Raw genomic sequence first — 17223 nt, forward strand, 5'->3', positions numbered from 1 at the left:
ATCCGCACAGTGCCGTCCCCCGACCGCAGCCTGCTCCACGGAACGGGAGTTCCGGATGACCACCTCACCGCACCGGACGCCCCGCTCACGGGCCCCGCGCATCGGCCTGCTGGGCTCCTACGGCGGCTACAACATCGGCGACGAAGCCATCCTCCAGTGCGTCCTCGGCTGCCTGCGCGGTCACCGTCCCCAGGCCCACCTGATCGTCTTCAGCCGCGACGCCGAGCACACCCGCGCACACCAGTCGATGGCAGACGAGGTGGTGCCCTGGGAGGGCGTGCCGCAGAGGCAGGTCACCGACGTGCTCTCCGGCCTGGACCTGCTGGTCCTCGGCGGCGGCGGCATCCTCTACGACGGCGAGGCGCGCCGCTATCTGAAACTGGTGCGGGCGGCGCAGCTCCGTGGCGTCCGCACGTTCGCCTACGCGGTCGGCGCGGGCCCGCTGCACGAGAGCGACGACCGCGAGGCCGTGCGCACCGTACTGGCGGCCATGGACGAGGTGGTGGTGCGCGACCAGGAGTCGCGGCTGGTGCTGGAGGAGGTCGGGGTCGAACGGGATCTGGTCGTCACCGCCGACCCGGCGCTGCTGCTGCCGCCCGAGCCGTTCACCGCGGAGATGATGCGGCAGGAGGGCGTGCCGGCGGACGCCCGGCTGGTGGGGATGTCCGTGCGCGAGCCCGGCCGGGCCGCGGAGAAGCTGGACGAGGGCGACTACCACGCGCTGCTCGCCGACGTGGCCGACTTTCTCGTGCGCCGCCTGGACGCCCATGTGGTCTTCATGCCGATGGAACGCCACGACGTCCGCCACGCGCACGCCGTGCTGTCCCGGATGACCGCGCCCGACCGGGGCCGGATCCTGCACAGCGCCTACACGCCCGGGCAGGTCCTGGGCCTGATGAGCCATCTGGACCTGGTGGTGGGCATGCGCCTGCACTTCCTGATCTTCGCGGCCGTGTCCGGCCTGCCCGTCCTGCCGCTGCCCTACGCGGGCAAGGTCTTCGACTTCGCCCGCCGGCTCGGGGCCCCGGCGCTGGTGGGTGTGGCCCGTGAGCAGGTGGGGCTGCTGCTGGCGGAGGTGGACCGGCTGTGGGACGAGTTCCCGCAGCGCCGGGTCGACCTGGGCGCACGCGTCCGCGCCCTGCGGGAGCTGGCCGGGGAGACCTGCGCGCGGTGCGGGGCTCTGCTCGACGCCATGGACCGGGAGGGCGACGACGACCGGGCCGTGGATGCCTCGGACAGGTCCGCGGGCACCGACCCCACCGGCCCCGGCAGTTCCACCGTCGGCCCCGACAGCCCCACCGGCCCGGGCAGTCCCACTGACCCCGCCGGCCCCGCCGAGCCCGGCAGCGGCACCACGCGCCCCGGCAGCCCGGCCGATCCCGTGGGGGCGGCCGGCGCTCCCGTGGGCGACACCCCGGTGTCGACGCCCCACGGCCTGCATCTCCTGCGTCCCGCCCCCGGGACCGGGCCGAGGCCCGGACCGGAGCCCGGGACCGTGCCAGGTGCCGCACCCGATCCCGACCCCGGCGTCGTACCGGATCCCGAGGACGGCGTCGTACCGGATCCCGAGGACGGCGCGGTGCGCAGCGGCGGAGCCGGGCAGGAGGCGTGATGCCTGTTCTGCGCCGCCCCGAGCAGCCGCGTACCGTCACCCTCCCCGCGCGCTCGGCCCTGCACGGGGGCCGCACGGACGTCCTGGTGGTGGGCGGCGGACCCGCCGGCACCGCGGCCGCGTGGGCGGCGGCCGACGCCGGCGCGGAGGTGGTCCTGGTCGAGCGGTACGCCTTCCTCGGCGGCAACGCGACCGTCGCGCTGGTGATGCCGCTGATGTCGTTCCACAACGAGCACAAGCAGGCGGTCTTCGGCGAGAACGGCGCGGGCGACCGGCTGCTGCCCACCGACCACGGCGAGGGCGAACCGGTGGTCGCCGGCTTCCTGTGGCAGTTGCTGGACCGGCTCACCGCGCGCGGCGGCTGCATCCCGCCGTCCCTGGAGACCGGCTACACCGTGCCCTTCGACCCGGAGCTGTTCAAGCTGGTCCTGCTCGACATGCTGGACGAGGCGGGGGTGCGGCTGCTGTTCCACTCCTTCGCGTCGGCGGCGCTGCCCCTGGACGATGGCTGGCGCGTGGTCTTCGAGACCAAGTCGGGCCCTGTGGTGATCGACGCCGGTGTGGTCGTGGACGGCACCGGCGACGGTGACGTGGCCGCCTCGTGCGGGGCCCCGTTCGAGGTGGGGCGCCGGGAGGACGGGCGGGTGCAGCCGATGACGCTGATGTTCCGCATGGCCGACTTCGCCCGGCCGGGGTTCTCGGAGTACGTCCGGTCCCACCCCGACCAGTGGCGGGGCGTCCACGGGCTGTGGGACCTGGTGCGGGAGGCCACCGAGGCCGGCGAGCTGCGGCTGCCGCGCGAGGACATCCTGTTCTTCGGCACCCCTCACCCGCGTGAGCTCGCCGTCAACAGCACCCGGGTCACCGGCGCGCTGGGCATCGACGTGTGGGACCTCAGCCGTGCCGAGTGGACGGCCCGGCGCCAGCTGGCCGAGATCGACCGGTTCCTGCGCTCACGGGTGCCGGGCTTCGAGGAGGCGTACACGGTGCAGAGCGGCACCCAGATCGGGGTCCGGGAGACCCGCCGGGTCATGGGCGACTACCGGCTGACCGGCTACGACATCCTGGACGCCCGGTCCTTCCCGGACGTCGTCGCGCACGGCGCCTACCCCATCGACATCCACAACCCGGAGGGCAGCGGTACCGTCATCAGGCGTGTCCCCAGGGGCCGGTTCTACGACATCCCGCTGCGCTGTCTGCTGCCGTCCGGCACCGACCGGCTGCTCGTCGCGGGGCGCTGCATCTCCGGTTCGCACGTGGCGCACTCGTCGTACCGGGTCATGCCCATCGCGATGGCCACCGGGCAGGCGGCGGGTGTCTGCGCCGCGCTGGCCACCCGTCTGGGCCGCGGCCCGCGGGACGTGCCGTACGCCCTGGTCCAGGAGGAGCTAACACGTCAGGGCGCCCGACTGCGGGTGCCGGAAAGCGGTCCGCTGCCGACGGGTGAAATGAGCCGACCGGAGAAATAATGGGTGTGAGGTTTCCGGAGGGGGGTACACGCTGCGAAGCCCGTCTTGATCACGAGACGGTCACGGCAGGCGACGCGTCGGCTCAGAGGGAGGACACGCACGATGGCGGTGACCACAGAGGTAAAGGTGACTCCGGCGGGGACGGAGCTGCCGGAGGTGGCCGACCCCTCGCAGGTCGCGCCGAGTGACGCTCGGGCGCTGTCGCGGCTCTTCTTCGAACGGCTGGCGACCCTGGAAGAGGGCACGCACGAGCACCAGTACGCCCGCAACACGCTGATCGAGATGAACATGTCCCTGGTGCGCTACGCCGCGGGCCGCTTCCGCAGCCGGGGCCCCCAGGAGATGGAGGACATCGTCCAGGTCGGCATGATCGGACTGATCAAGGCGATCGACCGGTTCGAGCTCTCCCGCGAGGTGGAGTTCACCTCCTTCGCCGTGCCCTACATCGTCGGCGAAATCAAACGTTTCTTCCGGGACACGTCCTGGGCCGTGCACGTGCCGCGCCGGCTTCAGGAGGCGCGGGTGGAGCTCGCCCGGGCCACGGAGGAGCTCGGCAGCCGGCTGGGGCGCAAGCCCACGACGCAGGAGTTGGCCGAGCTGATGAACCTGCCCGAGCAGGAGGTCGTCGACGCGATGGTGGCCTCCAACGGCTACACCTCCGCCTCGCTGGACGCCGCCGTCGGCGGCAGCGAGGAAGGCGAGAGCGTCCTGGCCGACTTCATCGGCGCCGAGGACATGACCATGGAGCTCGTGGAGGACGTGCACAGCCTGGCCCCGCTCCTGGCGGACCTCGACGAGCGGGACCGGCAGATCATCCACATGCGGTTCGTCGAGGAGCTCACCCAGGCACAGATCGGAGAGCGGCTGGGCATCTCCCAGATGCACGTGTCCCGTCTGCTCAGCCGCCTGCTCGCCCGGCTGCGGCAGGGAATGCTCGCCACGGGCTGAGCGGACACCGGGTGCAGGGGCCGGACACCGCCGTCCTGGGGAGGTGGGCGGTGTCCGGCCCCGTTTCGTGTGCTCACCGAGGCGGGGCTTCGTGTGCTCACCGAGGCGGGGCGTGGACGTGGACGTGGACGTGGACGAGCGTCCGGCGGGTCAGCGTCCCGCCCGGGTGCCCGTACGGCCGTCGCCGACCAGGGTCTGCTGGGCGTGCGGGACCACACGCGTCAGCCGGACCACGCCCCACGCGATGAGCCCGGCCCCCACCAGCTCCGGCAACAGCCACACGCCCGTACGGACGTGCTCGCCGAACAGCATGACGCCCAGCAGCAGACTCACCGTCGCGTCGCCGATGGTCAGCGCCGGCTGGGAGGCCGCCAGCGACCCGGCCTGGAGGGCGTTCTCCAGCAGCAGCAGCGAGCTGACGCCGACGACGGCGAACCCGTAGGTCTGCCAGGTGGTGAGGAAGGCGTCGAGGCCCTCGGCCTCCAGCACGCCGCTCGCGGACTTCAGCATGGCGGCGGTCAGGGCATTGCCGATGGCCGCGGCGGCGGCCAGTACGGCGGCCCGGAACAGCGGGGAACGCCCCGGGCGCGCCAGGACGACCGCCGCGGCCATCGCCCCCAGGCACAGGATCAGGGCGGGGACCCAGCGCACCATGGACGCCTGGTCCTCGGCCCCGGAGGGCGAGGCCGCGACCAGGACCAGCACCAGACCGCAGACGACGCCGGCCACGGCCCACCATCCGGCGCCGGGCAGTCGGCGGTGCATCAGGGCGCCGGCGGCCAGCAGGGCGAACGGCAGTTCCATGATGAACAGCGGTTGCACCAGCGCCATCGGCCCGTTGACCAGCGCGAGCGCCTGGAACATGGCCGAGGCGAGCACTCCGCAGATGCCGGCCAGCCAGACCGGCCGCCGCGCCAGGGCGAGCAGCAGCCGCAGTCCGCCGCCCTGCGCGACGGTGGAGGCGGCCTTCCGCTGGAAGGCGGTGCCCATCGCGTTGCTGGCCGCCCCCAGGACGGCGAAGCCCACGGCCAACCCGATCACAGCTCCACCATGCCCGACGGAACGCGTCCCGTCCTGCCGCGGTGCCGGCACCCATCACTGCACCTTTGCCAACCCATAATCGAGCCTTATGACCTCATAGACCGGACCCCCGTACCAACTTAGGTTTGCCTTAATTTAGGGTTGCCGTCGAGTCGCCTGTCACCGCTCGAAGGGAACCTGATCATGCCCCGCCCCCTGCGGGTAGCCATCGTCGGAGCCGGCCCCGCCGGTATCTACGCCGCCGACGCCCTGCTCAAGTCCGGCGTGGCCGCCGAGCCGGGCGTGTCCATCGACCTCTTCGAACGGATGCCGGCGCCGTTCGGACTGATCCGCTACGGCGTCGCCCCCGACCACCCCCGCATCAAGGGCATCGTCACGGCGCTGCACCAGGTGCTCGACAAGCCGCAGATCCGGCTCTTCGGCAACGTCGACTACCCGGGCGACATCACGCTGGACGACCTGCGCGCGTTCTACGACGCCGTGATCTTCTCCACCGGCGCCACGGCCGACCGGGCACTGCCCATACCCGGCATCGACCTGGACGGCTCCTACGGCGCCGCCGACTTCGTCTCCTGGTACGACGGCCACCCGGACGTGCCGCGCACCTGGCCGCTCCAGGCCGAGAAGGTCGCCGTGCTCGGGGTCGGCAACGTCGCCCTCGACGTGGCCCGGATCCTGGCGAAGACGGCCGACGAACTGCTGCCGACCGAGATCCCGCCGAACGTGTACGAGGGCCTGAAGGCCAACAAGGCGCTGGAGATCCACGTGTTCGGTCGGCGCGGTCCCGCGCAGGCGAAGTTCAGCCCTATGGAGCTGCGCGAGCTGGACCACTCCCCGAACATCGAGGTCATCGTCGACCCCGAGGACATCGATTACGACGAGGGCTCCATCGCCACCCGGCGCGGCAACAAGCAGGCCGACATGGTCGCCAAGACGCTGGAGAACTGGGCGATCCGCGATGCCGGCGACCGGCCGCACAAGCTGTTCCTGCACTTCTTCGAGTCCCCGGCCGAGATCCTCGGCGAGGACGGCAGGGTGGCCGGCCTGCGCACCGAGCGCACCGAGCTCGACGGCACCGGCAACGTCAAGGGCACCGGGACCTTCAAGGACTGGGACGTCACCGCCGTCTATCGCGCGGTGGGCTACCTCTCCGACCCGCTGCCCAAGCTGCCGTGGGACGACGAGACGGGCACGGTTCCCGACCAGGGCGGCCGGATCATCGGCGAGAGCGGCGAGCACGTGCAGTCGACGTACGTCACCGGCTGGATCCGCCGTGGCCCGGTGGGCCTGATCGGCCACACCAAGGGCGACGCCAACGAGACGGTCGCCAACCTGCTGGAGGACTACGCGGCCGGGCGCCTGCACACCCCCGCCTCCCCCGGCCCGGAGGCCGTCGACGCCTTCCTGGCCGAGCGGAACGTACGCTTCACCACCTGGGAGGGCTGGTACCGCCTCGACGCCGCGGAGAAGGCGCTGGGCGAGCCCCAGGGCCGCGAGCGGGTGAAGATCGTCGAGCGCGAGGACATGCTCCGGGCCAGCGGGTCGTAGCACCGGAACGGCAGGCAGGCGGGCAAGCAGCGGCCGGGGTGCCGCGTGCCGCGCACGGGACCCGTACCCCCGCGCACGGGGTGTGCGCGCCCCACTCGGCCGCGCGCCCGCACACCTGTGTCGCCGGACGGTGCCAGCGACCACAATGGTCGGCGGACGGGGCCCGCCCACCATCCGCATCGGGGCGTGCCCCGTCTGCGGTGCCGGAAGGACACCGGACCCCGCGCGCGAACGAGCCGTACCCCGGGATCGGGGTACGGCTCGTTCGGCTGCTGCCCGTCAGGGGCTTCCTTACTTGGTCGCGCACGCGTTCCCGGCGGCGGGATTGAGCACACCGATCACGTCGACGGTGGTCCCGCACAGGTTCAGGTCGAGGTCGACTGGGACCTGGATGACGTTGCCGGAGACCAGGCCCGGGCTGGTGGAGGCGGTGCCCGTCGCGCTGGCGCCGTCGTCGGCGACGGCCGTGCCCGCGCCCGCCACCAGTGCCGCACCCGCCAGGACCGCGGCGGCCGTCATTCGGATCCTCATGAGAACTCCTGTCGCTCGAAGTAGCAGGTGCCTCCACAGTGAGGGCGTCAACCGCCGCGGCACCATCACCCCACGGCCGAACGGAGTAGACATGTCAGTCTCCCCGGGCGTCGGTTGGACCGAACGGGGAACCTGGTGTGCTGCCGTACGGGCGACGCCGCAGGCAGATCGAGCGCGCGTCAACGTCACGCCGCGGCGTTCCCGGCCGACCGGCGCGCCCGGCGGCCCCCGGCCGGCCGATCATGATCCGCTCTGGTTGATACTGGAAAGCGCACGCCGTCCCCGCCCGCAGATTGGCCCATGTCGAACTCTTCCTCCTCCTCTCCCGCGGCCCCGCCCACGGTGTGGTCGGCGCGCGGCCGCCACATCGGTCCCGGCGCGGCGGACGCCGTACGGCGCCACCTGGAGAAGCTCAAGGCCGACGACGTCATCCACAGTCATCTCGAACCCGACGACGCCGACCCCGCCCGCGAACACGTCTTCGAGGCCCGCTGGCTCGCGCCCGGCGAGGTGACCGTACGCGCCCGGCTCGCCCTGTCGCCCCACCGCGGCTCCGCCGAGGAGCGGGACTGGGTGCTGGTGGCGGAGGCCGAACGGGCGTGGGACCCACGGTGGCCGTCCCCCGCGGCCATGTTCTGGCCGCAGCGGCCCGACGCCGGCTGGGACCGGGAGGCCGTCACCGGACTGCGCCTGGGAGACGTCAACCCGCTCCCGGACGACGACAAGGAGCTCCGGCGCGTGCTGCGGCACGCGGTACGTGACAGCTGGTGCGTGCATGTCGTCGTGCACGAGGCCATGACTCCCGACGAACGCGGCCGTGCGACGCTGCTGGGGCCGCTGCCGGAGGGCCTGCGGCACCGGGTCGTGGAGCACCGTGCCGCACCGCAGCGCCTCAGGGCCGTCAACTGGGTGCTGGACGACTTCGGCACCCGGGTGCCCCGCGGCGGCGCCGTCGTCCTGCCCGGACACCCGGCGGCGCCCGGCTACGAGGCGCAGGAGTTCTCCGTGCGCAGCGTCTTCCTGGACGGCACCGAGCCGGCCGATCTCCTCGACGCGATCACGCGGTTCGCCGCGCTGCAACGGCCCTTGCCGGACGGCGCCGACGACGCCCTGACCGCGCTGCGGGAGCAGTGGCACCTGAGGACGACGGAGGAGGAGCTCGCCCACGCCCGTGAGCTGGTGGCCATGTACGCCGAGGCCCTGGAGGCGATGACGAAGTCCCGGGACCTGTACCGCGAGGCGGCCGAGCGGGCCCACGAAGCCCTCGCCGTCCTCCGCGAGGGCGGGGCCGAGGGCGTGCCACCCGCGCGGAAGCCGCCCCGTTCGGGCACGGGCTCCCCGTTCCGGCAACTGGCGCGTGGCCTGGAGCGGCTTCGGGGCTCGGCCCTGTCGCCGCGCCCCGGCACGGTCCCCGAGCAAGAGGACTCCGGGGACGCCGCCCCCTCATCCGGCCCCTCGGACCGCCCCACCGGATCCTGACCCCGCCCTCCGGCACGCCCGCACGGACGTTCCGGTTCAGCCGGAGGGCCGTGGAGCCGGATGCCTCTCGGCCACCTGCACCATCAGCAGCAGGGAGAGGGCGGCCAGCGAGGCCAGGGACGCGCACACCGCGGTGAGCCCGGCGCTCGCCGGCGGAGCCAGGGTGATCGCCAGTGCCCGGGACAACTCCGCCGGGGCGAACCGGCCTTCGACGTACCAGAGGGCGGCCAGGGCTCCTGGCACCACCGCTCCCGCGACCAGCACCACCACCCCGGGCCGCAGGGCGAGCGCGAGGGCGAGCATCCCGCACAGCGCGGAGGCCGCGAAGGTCATGCCGTAGGCGTAGACGGGCGCGCCCTCGCGGCGCGGGAAGTGGGCCGCGCCGCACACCACGAGTGCCGCCGCGGCCAGCCAGCTGGGCCAGAACGCCAGCCGGCCCTTCCACCCGCCGGAGCGCCGTGTGCCGCTGTCCGTTCCTTCGGCCTCGGGCGCGTCCGGGACTCCCGAGTGTTCGCCGGTTCGGGTCGCCGCGGTCATCGGCTCCTCGCCGGGGAGCACCGGCGTCTGGCCGGCGCCGTGGGGCTGCGCGGGGTCCCGGTCGCGGGCGAGCCGGCCGATCAGTTCCACGAGGTCCTCCGAGCTGCGGGCGTCGGTCGCCGCCCGGACCGCTTCCCGTCCGCAGTGCGGCAGTTGGGGTTCCCGGTGCAGCAGGGTCACCAGCCGGGTGACGTCCTCGACGCAGCGGTGTTCGACCGCGGCGCGGATCGTGTCGTCGGCGCTGTCGGCCGGATACGGCGGCCGGGTCAGCTCGGCGACCAGCCGGGCCACCTCCTCCACGGGGCGGTCCACCGCGACCGCGCGCAGTACGGGGCCGGCGGCGTCCGCGTACTCCCGCGACTCCCGGAGCAGGGTGACGAGCCGGGCGACCTCCTCCACGCTGCGGTCGCCGACGGCGGCCCGCATCAGTCCGCGTGCCGCGTCGCCGTCCACGCGCTCACCCGCGCCCTCGCCGCCGCCCGCCGTCCCGCCGGGCGGTCCGGCCCAGGGGACCTCCTCGGTGAAGGAGATGACGGACTGGTCCGACTGGGGTGGTGAAGGGCGGGTGGTCATCTGGGCTCCAGGGGAGGGGTGCGGCCGCTCCTGCAACCCCGAAGTGCGGCACGCGACTTACCCTGACCATTACAAGAGCCGGCTCTGCCCGTTCGCCACCCGGGTGCGCCACAGGGGTGAGCGGGCCGCAGAGCGGGCTCGCGCGGGTCCCGAGCGCCCTGACTACGCTCCGTAAGGAAACCATTCACCCGTTCGATTCGTATAAGTCTCGGGAACCCGAAACGAAGTCAGCGGGCCAAGCGACGCCGCAAGGACGACCACCGCTTGATCGCGGCTGCACCGACAGGGGAGAGACGATGCAACCGTTCGCGCTCAACTACGCACGTCCGGCCGTGGAACGCGAGGCCGCCACGCCGTACGTCTACGACTCCGGACTGCAGCTGAACGTGCTCCTCGACGGCCGGATCGCCGCCTGCGACCACGCGCTGCTGAGGGAACTGGGCACCACCACCTCCACGGCGGGCTCCAAGACGCACTTCGACGACTGAATACGGCCGGCAACGATGACCGTACTCATCCTCACCGGCGAGGAGGACGTGACGGCGGACATGGTGGTGGTGCACCTGAACGCCTCCTCGGTCCCGGTGGTCCGGCTGGATCCGGCCGATCTGACCGCGGGCGCCGCCCTCTCGGGCGAGTATGTGCACGGCTCCTTCCGCGGCCATCTGTCCGCCGGGGGGCGGCTGGTGAGCATGAACGGCCTGCGGTCCGTCTGGGTGCGCCGGCCGGGAGTCCCGGCCGCCCGGGCGCCCGAGCCCTCGGCCTGGCTCACCGAGGAGGCGTCACAGGCGCTCTACGGCATGCTGCGCGGCAGCGGGGCGCGCTGGATGAACCATCCCGACGCGGCACGGCGTGCCCGGCACAAGCCGTGGCAGCTGAGGCTGGCGCAGCGCTGCGGCCTGCCGGTGCCGGCCACGCTCATCACGACCTTTCCGCAGGTGGCCCGGGAGTTCGCCGAGCGGTTCCCGGATCTGGTGGTCAAGCCGGTCTCCGGCGCGCATCCGCAGGACCCGCCGAGGGCGGTGCCGGCCAGCCGTGTCGCACCGGACACGGACTTCGCGGCGGTGGCCTACGGCCCGACTCTGCTGCAACGGCGGATCGTCAAGCGGGCCGACATCCGGCTGACCGCGGTCGGCGAGACGCTGCTGGCCGCCCGGAAGGCGACCCCGGCGGACGCGGACCCGGACGAGGTGGACGTCCGCTTCGCCTCCTCCGCCACTGACTGGCTGCCGGTGGAGGTGCCGCCGCGCGTGGCGGCGACCGTGCGCCGCTATCTGAAGGAGGCAGAACTGGCGTACGGCGCCTTCGACTTCGCCGAGGACGCCGACGGGACCTGGTGGTTCCTGGAGTGCAACCAGTCGGGTCAGTTCGGGTTCGTCGAGGTGGAGACCGGCCTGCCCATCGCCCGCACCATCGCCGCGTGGCTGGCCCGCTCCGCCCCGGGGGAGCCCGGGCATGTCGACGACCGGCGCACCGTCGCCCCTTGACCGACGGCGGTGCGCCGCGTCGGCACTCAGTGCCATGAAGTGTCGCGGAGGTCCCGGACGGTCGCCCCGGACGTCACACGGCCAGGGACAGGTCGTCCGCCCCGTCGGGGTCCGTGGGGGCCTGTGCCGCGCGGCCGGCGGCGAGCAGCAGCGCGTCCGCCCGGGCGATGGCGTCGTCGATGCTGGTGGTGCCCATCATGACGCACAACGTGTAACTGACGTCCTCCAGCTCCCGAGCCGTCTCGGCCCGCTCCCTCTCCGCCTGAGCGATCTTCAGCGATGCGTACCGAGTCAGCAACGTCCTGACGACCTTCGGGTCCGGAACCAGCACGGAGCGCCCCTCTCTCGAATTTTTCCTGCGTATGCCCCAGGCACGCCGTGCCATGCATACCGACCGCCTAGCGGCACATGATTGTCCGGATTCCGTCGATTTCCGGTGGATCAACAGTGGATCGACGTCGGGGACCCGTCGGCCGTCATCGGCGGCGGTCCTCGGATCTGCCGCGCACTCTGGCGCGGCGCTCCCCCGCGGTCATGCCGCCCCAGACGCCGTCGTACTCACTGTTGCGCAGGGCGAAGGCCAGGCACTCGCGCAGTACGGGGCACCGTCGGCACACCGCGCGGGCCTGTTCCGTCTGCCGCAGCGACAGAACGCCGTCCCCGAGCGGGAAGAAGAGTTCGGGGTCCTCGAAGCGGCACGCTCCGTGCTCGCGCCAGTTCATGGCCACTTCTCCGTCGCACCGCTCGTGGTGCGGGACGCGTGGAGCGGCGCGCGACGGACTCGCGCACCGCGCTCGATTCCTTGGGTGACGCTCACCGGGGCCTCCGCTGAACACTCGGCCGCACATGTCCGGGCAGCTCCCGTCTACGGCGTCTCGGCGCCGCACGACCCGGCAGAGGTATCCGCAATATAGGTGCTTTGAGGGCCTTCGGCCAAGATTGTGTCAACGGCACGCAGCAGCCGGGCAGAAGAACAAGCCGTCATGAGCCGCCCAGGGCGCACGGCTTGCGGCGACGGCGGTGGTTCGGCGGGGAAATCTCCGCGCCCGCGCGGGGACCCGGGCTGCCCGGGCGCACGGCGAGGTGCCGGCCCGGGGTCGACGGTGAACTGCCGGCGTTCGCACGGCCGGCCAAGGCTTCGGCGCTCGTACGATCGGCAGGGCGTCCGCGCCCGCACGGTCGGCCAGGAGGTCGGCGCCCGCTCAGTCGGCGAGGGCGTCGGCGAGCTCGCCGGAGACCCGGGTGATCTCCCGGTCCTGTTCCGCCAGCAACGTCCGCAGGGCACCACGTCGGGCCCGGACGGCCTGCCGCGCCCTGCGCTCCCACACCACGGGGTTCTCACGGTGGTTGAGGAGTTTGGGGTAGACGGCGGCGACGGACTCCCACTGGCGGGCGTCGGCGATGTTCTTGAGCAGCTGGAGGATCTGCGCCCGGCAGGTCACGTGCGGCAGCTGGGCGAGCTCCCACAGGAACGGGACCGTGGCGGCGGTCGCCTGTTCCACCACGAAGCCGTACTGGCAGATACGGGTGCGCAGGTCCTCCAGTGCGGCCCGGGCGGCCTCCGCCTCTCCACGGGCCACGCTGCGCAGCAGCTGGGGGATGGCGCTCGCGGGACCGGTGGAGTCCCTGATCTCGCTCCAGGGCACCTGTCCCAGTGCCGAAAGGGGCGTGGTGGCGGCCACGCCGGTCGGGGTCGTCGCGCGGTCGGTGCGCTGTGTGCTCGGCTGCTCCGTCGGTGCGGTGCGCATGGCGTCGGGCCTTTCCGCGGCGGGCGTACGGGGGGGGAGGGTGGGTCAGTGGGGCGGGCTGGTCGGCAGCCTGGCCCAGACGGTCTTGCCCTGCGGCGGTCTCGGGGTCCAGCCCCACTCCTCCGCCAGGGCCTCGACGATGCCCAGTCCCCGGCCGTGCTCCGCCAGGCCGGGGCCGGCCGGGCGGGTGGGCACGGGGCGACTGCCACAGGGGTCGGAGACGGTGAGCACCAGATGAGCGCCGTCGAGGGCGAGCCCGAGCCAGACGTCCGTGCGCCCCTCAGGGGCGAACGGCACCGCGTGCGTCGCGGCGTTGGCCGCGAGCTCGGTGACGACGACGGCGGCATCGTCACCGCAGTGGTCGAGCGACCAGCCGGACAGCGTCCGGCGCGTGAAGGCGCGGGCGCGGGCGAAGCCCTCCCGGCCGCACTCGATGCGCAGCGCCGCGGCCGCGAGCGCGCCGGGGACCATGTCCGGCGCCCGGCCGGACATGGTCCCCGGTGCTGCCATGGTCGGCGCGCCGGGCGTTCCGAGCTGCGGGCTCGCGGGTGAAGGCACGGCATCTCCCTGATGCGACGTCACCGTGTGGCGCCGACCGAGGGGTTGACGCCACGGCTATTATCCACGCTGACGGCGTCCGCGTGCAATTGCACGCGAAATTTCTCGTGAAAATGCTCGGCGACGGGAAGAGTCCGGTGGGACGCGGCCGGCCCCGGCAGCGGGCCGGGCACGCCTCACGGCGGAACGTGAACAGCAAGGAGAATGCGGTGCCACCAGTGCGCAACGGAGTGCGGGCCAGTTCCCTGGACACCCGATGGATCAAGAGCAGGCACAGCAACGCCGAGGGCAACTGCGTGGAGGTCGCCGCCCTCGTCGGCGGGGACATCGCGGTGCGCAACTCCCGCGACCCCGACGGCCCCGCCCTGGTCTACACCCCCGCGGAGGTGGCCGCGTTCCTGGCGGGCGCGAAGGAGGGCGAGTTCGACCACTTGCTGTGAGCTGCGCCCCTTACGCGGTGAAGCGGAAGGGGTGTAACGACTTGCGCTGACGGATGCGCTCCGCAGCGGGGCGGTGCGATAGTGTAAACCTCAAGTCTGCCGGTCCACTGGGGAGTCAGGATGTCAGCCGAGCCGCATCGCCTCTCCCGCCTCGAACCGTATCTGGACCGGTCAGAGCCGGCCCCGACGCTTTTGAAGATGCTGGTCGGTGTCCAGCTGGCGGGTTTCCGCGAGGACGCCGGTCTGTCGCAGGAGCAGGCGGCACGCGAACTGGGATTCAGTGCCGCCAAGCTCTCCCGCATCGAGTCCGGCAAGGGACGCCGTCCTCCGGCGGAGGCCGACGTCCGCGCCCTACTGCGGTTGTACGACACCGACGACTACGAGTCCTCCGTCCTGCTGAAGCTGCTGCGGCGCGCGGGCGAGCCCGGCTGGTGGCAGCGCTACGACAAGCGGCTGATGCCCGAGTGGTTCGACCGGCTGGTCGGGCTCCAGGAGGCGGCCGCCGCGATCCGCACCTTCGAGATCCAGTACGTCCCCGGTCTGCTGCAGACCCCGGCGTACACCCGGGCCGTGGTGGAACGCGGGCTGCCGACCGCGTCCGCCGGCGAGGTGCAGCGGCGCGTGGAACTGCGCACCCGCCGCGCGGAGTTGGTCACCCGCCAGGACGCACCCCAGCTGTGGGCGATCATCGACGAGTCGGTGCTGCTGCGCGTGCTGGGCAGCCGGGTCGTCATGCGCGACCAGCTCACCCGCCTCGTCGAGATGGCCCAGCGCCCCAATGTGACGCTGCAGGTCGTGCCGTTGGACGTGACGAACGCGTCCGCGCCCAACGTCCCGATCACCTATCTCCGCTTCGGCGGGCTCGACCTGCCCGACGTCGTCTACCTCGAGCACATCCGCAGCGCCAACTTCCTCGAGGACCGCGACGAGACGGAGGAGTACCGGATCGCGCTCGACCGGCTGGCCGACGAGGCACTGACGCCCCTGGAGTCCCTGGCGTTGCTGCGCAAGACGATGAAGGACCGCTACGCGGCGCCCTGACCGGCACCGGCACCCCGTCGATCGCACCACCACCGCGCCGTGCGCCGACCCCGGCGGGGTTCCTAGCGGAGCAGTCCCAGACCACCGAACTCCACCCACTCATGGGTGAGCTGACGGGGCGCCACCTCGGTGTCCGGCCGCCAAGTGGACACCTCCACCAGCCCCGGTTCGAGGATCTCCAGGCCGTCGAACCACTCGTACACGTCCTTCTGCTCGCGCACCCGGCCCCAGTGACCCTGCGTGGCCTGGTCCATGAAGTTGGTGACGAACTCGCGGACCTCGGGGTCCTCGCTCACCAGTTGACACATGAGCATGATGCTGCCGGGCGCGAGGTGTGAGCGCACGCGCTCGACCACCGCGAGCGGGCCGTCGGTGTCGCTGTCCGGGATGCAGTGGAACACCGAGTTGAACAGCACGGCGACCGGCTCGGAGAAGTCGATCAGCCGCTTGGTGTCCGGGTGCGCGAGGATCTCGTCGGTGCGGCGCATGTCGGCGTGGATGACCGCGGTGCGCTCGTCCTGCTGCAGCAGGGCGCGACCGTGGACCAGCACCATCGGGTCGTTGTCCACGTACACCACGCGCGTGTCGGACGAGACCCGCTGGGCGACCTGGTGGACGTTGTCCTGGGTGGGCAGGCCGGAGCCGTGGTCGAGGAACTGCCGGATGCCGTACTCCTCGGCGATCACCCTGACGGCCCGCTGCAGGAAGCGGCGGTTGTTCAGGGCGAGCCGGCGCGTGCTGGGGACGACCTTGTCGAGTTCCTCGCACGCGGCGCGGTCCGCCGCGTAGTTGTCCTTGCCGCCGAGGTAGTGGTCGTACATGCGCGCGGCGGTCGGCACGTTCTCGTCGATCTTCGTGGACAGCTGGTTCTCCGTAGGCATCGATCCCCCAGATTCGCCGAATCCACCGCGCCAACTGGGCCGGTCTGACAGAGAGTACATCGTAGGGAAGCCGTGTTCGGCCGAACCAGTCCACGAACGAACGACAGCACGGAACATCCGCCCGAACTGCCCGATCGTCACGAAGTCTTCACTTCGAAAGGCACTCGACGACGCCCTCAACAGGCTTGTTTTCGAACGGACTTGCGGCAAACGGCGCACGGCCCGTCCGACGTCCCGACCGCTGTGACACGCTCGGTCACGACAGGACAGGAGGGGGACGGACCCGGTTCCGTCCCCCTCGTTCGACACCACGGAGAGGCAGCGGCATGCGCATAGGACTGCTCGGCACCGGCCCCTGGGCCCGGATGGTCCACGCTCCCGCCCTGAGCGGGCACGACGAACTGGAGTTCGTCGGCGTGTGGGGACGACGGGCGGACGCCGCCAAGGAGCTGGCCGGACGCCACGGCACCCGCGCCTACGACGACGTGGACGCCCTGCTGGCCGAGGTGGACGCGGTCGCGGTCGCGCTCCCGCCGGACGTGCAGGCCGATCTGGCGGTGCGTGCCGCACGCGCCGGGTGCCATCTGCTGCTGGACAAGCCCCTGGCCGCGACGGTGTCCCAGGGCCGCGCCGTGGTCGAGGCGGCCCGGGAGGCCCAGGTCGCCTCGGTGGTCTTCTTCACCACGCGGTTCCAGACCGGGCCGGAGTCCTGGATCGCGTCGCAGGCCGGGCAGGAGGGCTGGTTCACGGCGCGGGCCGAGTGGCTGGGCGCGGTGTTCACCGGTGACAGCCCGTTCGCCGACTCGCCGTGGCGGCAGGAGAAGGGCGCGCTGTGGGACGTGGGCCCGCACGCGTTGTCGGTGCTGCTGCCGGTGCTGGGCGACGTACGCCGGGTTGCGGCCGCCGCGCACGGGCCCGGGGACACCGTGCACGTGGTCCTCGATCACGCCGGCGGCGCCTCGAGCACCCTGACCCTGAGCCTCACCGCTCCGCCGGCGGCGGCAGGGGCCGCCGTGGAACTGCGCGGCACGGCCGGGGTGACCACCCTTCCCGAGAGCTCCGAGGAGGCGGTCGCCTCCTTCGCCCGGGCGGCCGACGCGCTGCTCACCGCCGCGCGCACCGGGCGCCCGCATCCGTGCGACGCCGCGTTCGGCCTGCGGGTCACGGAGATCCTCGCGGCGGCGGAGTCACTGCTGGCGCGCTGAAGGCTGGTGCGGAAGGCCGAGCGGGCGGGCGGGCGCCCGCACAGGATTAAGGGGCTCTTAAGCGCGGATTAAGCGCCGACCGCCGCCGACCGCGTTACCCAAGTAGGCGCGGATTCAAGGACCTT

At 72.5% G+C, this 17223-nt stretch carries 17 protein-coding genes and 1 pseudogene; 10 read left to right on the forward strand and 8 right to left on the reverse strand.

What is annotated here, in order from left to right; genetic code table 11:
- Window positions 1-55: 55 nt before the first annotated feature.
- The 3 genes and pseudogenes from IE318_RS22730 to IE318_RS22740 all read left to right on the forward strand — a co-directional run.
- Window positions 56-1198, forward strand: a pseudogene (locus IE318_RS22730) (polysaccharide pyruvyl transferase family protein); the annotation flags it as partial.
- Between the two features lie 413 nt (window positions 1199-1611).
- Entirely contained in the window at window positions 1612-3081 is a 1470-nt protein-coding gene (locus IE318_RS22735; RefSeq protein WP_051844391.1) for an FAD-dependent oxidoreductase, read from the forward strand.
- Between the two features lie 102 nt (window positions 3082-3183).
- Window positions 3184-4029, forward strand: coding sequence for an RNA polymerase sigma factor SigF (locus tag IE318_RS22740; protein ID WP_189903149.1), 846 nt, complete (start codon window positions 3184-3186; stop codon window positions 4027-4029).
- A gap of 150 nt (window positions 4030-4179) precedes the next feature.
- Here IE318_RS22740 and IE318_RS22745 read toward each other — a convergent pair whose 3' ends face one another.
- A complete protein-coding gene (locus IE318_RS22745) occupies window positions 4180-5070 on the reverse strand; it encodes a DMT family transporter (protein WP_189903151.1) in 891 nt (296 codons plus the stop codon).
- 183 nt (window positions 5071-5253) lie between these two features.
- Between IE318_RS22745 and IE318_RS22750 the strand changes: the two genes are divergently transcribed.
- Window positions 5254-6618, forward strand: a complete 1365-nt coding sequence (locus IE318_RS22750; RefSeq protein WP_189903153.1) for an FAD-dependent oxidoreductase — start codon at window positions 5254-5256, stop codon at window positions 6616-6618.
- A gap of 291 nt (window positions 6619-6909) precedes the next feature.
- On the opposite strand, the gene IE318_RS22755 is transcribed toward IE318_RS22750, so the two are convergent.
- On the reverse strand, window positions 6910-7149 hold the full coding sequence (locus tag IE318_RS22755) for a chaplin (RefSeq protein WP_189903155.1): 240 nt from the start codon (window positions 7147-7149) through the stop codon (window positions 6910-6912).
- Between the two features lie 300 nt (window positions 7150-7449).
- Here IE318_RS22755 and IE318_RS22760 point away from each other — a divergent pair, with 300 nt between their 5' ends.
- Entirely contained in the window at window positions 7450-8628 is a 1179-nt protein-coding gene (locus tag IE318_RS22760) for a hypothetical protein (protein ID WP_189903157.1), read from the forward strand.
- A gap of 36 nt (window positions 8629-8664) precedes the next feature.
- Here the strand turns inward: IE318_RS22760 and IE318_RS22765 are convergent, their stop codons facing one another.
- The gene (locus IE318_RS22765) at window positions 8665-9738 is read right to left on the reverse strand and encodes a hypothetical protein (protein ID WP_189903159.1); all 1074 of its coding nucleotides are present in this window, start codon (window positions 9736-9738) and stop codon (window positions 8665-8667) included.
- A gap of 296 nt (window positions 9739-10034) precedes the next feature.
- Here IE318_RS22765 and tgmA point away from each other — a divergent pair, with 296 nt between their 5' ends.
- The gene (tgmA, locus tag IE318_RS22770; RefSeq protein WP_030175376.1) at window positions 10035-10226 is read left to right on the forward strand and encodes a putative ATP-grasp-modified RiPP; all 192 of its coding nucleotides are present in this window, start codon (window positions 10035-10037) and stop codon (window positions 10224-10226) included.
- A gap of 15 nt (window positions 10227-10241) precedes the next feature.
- A complete protein-coding gene (gene tgmB, locus IE318_RS22775; RefSeq protein WP_189903161.1) occupies window positions 10242-11225 on the forward strand; it encodes an ATP-grasp ribosomal peptide maturase in 984 nt (327 codons plus the stop codon).
- A gap of 73 nt (window positions 11226-11298) precedes the next feature.
- On the opposite strand, the gene IE318_RS22780 is transcribed toward tgmB, so the two are convergent.
- The 4 genes from IE318_RS22780 to IE318_RS22795 all read right to left on the reverse strand — a co-directional run bounded on the left by IE318_RS22780 (window position 11299) and on the right by IE318_RS22795 (window position 13531).
- Window positions 11299-11556 carry a DUF5133 domain-containing protein gene (locus IE318_RS22780; RefSeq protein WP_030175369.1) on the reverse strand — a complete coding sequence of 86 codons (258 nt, stop codon included), beginning with the start codon at window positions 11554-11556 and terminating at the stop codon, window positions 11299-11301.
- A gap of 145 nt (window positions 11557-11701) precedes the next feature.
- Window positions 11702-11947 carry a WhiB family transcriptional regulator gene (locus IE318_RS22785; protein ID WP_189903163.1) on the reverse strand — a complete coding sequence of 82 codons (246 nt, stop codon included), beginning with the start codon at window positions 11945-11947 and terminating at the stop codon, window positions 11702-11704.
- A gap of 480 nt (window positions 11948-12427) precedes the next feature.
- A complete protein-coding gene (locus IE318_RS22790) occupies window positions 12428-12973 on the reverse strand; it encodes a hypothetical protein (RefSeq protein WP_030175364.1) in 546 nt (181 codons plus the stop codon).
- A 45-nt stretch (window positions 12974-13018) separates the two neighbouring features.
- Entirely contained in the window at window positions 13019-13531 is a 513-nt protein-coding gene (locus IE318_RS22795) for an ATP-binding protein (RefSeq protein ID WP_037868690.1), read from the reverse strand.
- A 209-nt stretch (window positions 13532-13740) separates the two neighbouring features.
- On the opposite strand from IE318_RS22795, the gene IE318_RS22800 reads away from it, so the two are divergent.
- Window positions 13741-13971, forward strand: coding sequence for a DUF397 domain-containing protein (locus IE318_RS22800; RefSeq protein ID WP_189903165.1), 231 nt, complete (start codon window positions 13741-13743; stop codon window positions 13969-13971).
- A gap of 120 nt (window positions 13972-14091) precedes the next feature.
- A complete protein-coding gene (locus IE318_RS22805) occupies window positions 14092-15012 on the forward strand; it encodes a helix-turn-helix domain-containing protein (protein ID WP_189903168.1) in 921 nt (306 codons plus the stop codon).
- A gap of 62 nt (window positions 15013-15074) precedes the next feature.
- On the opposite strand, the gene IE318_RS22810 is transcribed toward IE318_RS22805, so the two are convergent.
- Complete coding sequence (locus tag IE318_RS22810; protein WP_030175351.1) at window positions 15075-15893, reverse strand: SAM-dependent methyltransferase; 819 nt, start codon at window positions 15891-15893, stop codon at window positions 15075-15077.
- 326 nt (window positions 15894-16219) lie between these two features.
- On the opposite strand from IE318_RS22810, the gene IE318_RS22815 reads away from it, so the two are divergent.
- Window positions 16220-17098, forward strand: a complete 879-nt coding sequence (locus tag IE318_RS22815; protein WP_189903170.1) for a Gfo/Idh/MocA family protein — start codon at window positions 16220-16222, stop codon at window positions 17096-17098.
- The last annotated feature ends 125 nt before the right edge of the window (window positions 17099-17223 follow it).

This window comes from Streptomyces spiralis, assembly GCF_014654675.1.
Taxonomy (GTDB): Bacteria; Actinomycetota; Actinomycetes; order Streptomycetales; family Streptomycetaceae; genus Streptomyces; species Streptomyces spiralis.

Coding starts and splice junctions, on each gene's coding strand:
- IE318_RS22785 (WP_189903163.1), bottom strand. CDS start 11,947: ATGAACTGGCGCGAGCACGGAGCGTGCCGCTTCGAGGACCCCGAACTC.
- tgmB (WP_189903161.1), top strand. CDS start 10,242: ATGACCGTACTCATCCTCACCGGCGAGGAGGACGTGACGGCGGACATG.
- IE318_RS22810 (WP_030175351.1), bottom strand. CDS start 15,893: ATGCCTACGGAGAACCAGCTGTCCACGAAGATCGACGAGAACGTGCCG.
- IE318_RS22765 (WP_189903159.1), bottom strand. CDS start 9,738: ATGACCACCCGCCCTTCACCACCCCAGTCGGACCAGTCCGTCATCTCC.
- IE318_RS22815 (WP_189903170.1), top strand. CDS start 16,220: ATGCGCATAGGACTGCTCGGCACCGGCCCCTGGGCCCGGATGGTCCAC.
- IE318_RS22805 (WP_189903168.1), top strand. CDS start 14,092: ATGTCAGCCGAGCCGCATCGCCTCTCCCGCCTCGAACCGTATCTGGAC.
- IE318_RS22735 (WP_051844391.1), top strand. CDS start 1,612: ATGCCTGTTCTGCGCCGCCCCGAGCAGCCGCGTACCGTCACCCTCCCC.
- IE318_RS22740 (WP_189903149.1), top strand. CDS start 3,184: ATGGCGGTGACCACAGAGGTAAAGGTGACTCCGGCGGGGACGGAGCTG.
- IE318_RS22750 (WP_189903153.1), top strand. CDS start 5,254: ATGCCCCGCCCCCTGCGGGTAGCCATCGTCGGAGCCGGCCCCGCCGGT.
- IE318_RS22760 (WP_189903157.1), top strand. CDS start 7,450: ATGTCGAACTCTTCCTCCTCCTCTCCCGCGGCCCCGCCCACGGTGTGG.
- tgmA (WP_030175376.1), top strand. CDS start 10,035: ATGCAACCGTTCGCGCTCAACTACGCACGTCCGGCCGTGGAACGCGAG.
- IE318_RS22790 (WP_030175364.1), bottom strand. CDS start 12,973: ATGCGCACCGCACCGACGGAGCAGCCGAGCACACAGCGCACCGACCGC.
- IE318_RS22755 (WP_189903155.1), bottom strand. CDS start 7,149: ATGAGGATCCGAATGACGGCCGCCGCGGTCCTGGCGGGTGCGGCACTG.